The 440-nt window shown below is 63.9% G+C and carries 1 protein-coding gene; it reads right to left on the bottom strand.

What is annotated here, in order from left to right:
* A partial coding sequence (locus EN852_RS35250; RefSeq protein ID WP_135879631.1) for a DeoR family transcriptional regulator occupies positions 1-228 on the bottom strand: 228 nt, incomplete at its 3' end.
* Positions 229-440 lie beyond the last annotated feature (212 nt).

Raw genomic sequence — 440 nt, 5'->3', positions numbered from 1 at the left:
CGCGACCGCATGGCGGCTCGGGGGGCGGAGCGTGGCGGCGGCAAAGGGCGCCGAGGCGACCGCGCCGCCATAGACGCGGCGCAACTGTCCCGCCTTGGCAAGTTCCCTGAGATCGCGCCGTACCGTGTCCTCCGAGACGCCGAAACGGCTGGCGAGCTCGCCGGCCAGCACCTTTCCGTGCGCCCCAAGCTGATCGCGAATGAGTTGATGGCGTTCTTCGGTGAACATGCACGATCCTATTTATTTGTCCATGTTATTGCATTTTTTGCCCGTTCTTGCAAGAAAGGTCCGCTGCCGGCCCGAGAGGCGGCCCCGCCAAAATCTCCTTGCTGGATGTCCGTGATGACCCGTGGCCTGAAACTCGCTCCGCAGCACCGCGTCTATGCCGGCTTTGCGATCTATTCCTTCGCGATTGGCACCATCTTCCCGCGCCTGCCCGC

The organism is Mesorhizobium sp. M2E.F.Ca.ET.209.01.1.1, from assembly GCF_004010375.2.
Classification (GTDB): Bacteria; Pseudomonadota; Alphaproteobacteria; order Rhizobiales; family Rhizobiaceae; genus Mesorhizobium.
Note: the sequence above shows the minus strand (reverse complement) of the source record. Positions and strands in the feature narration are given on the sequence as shown.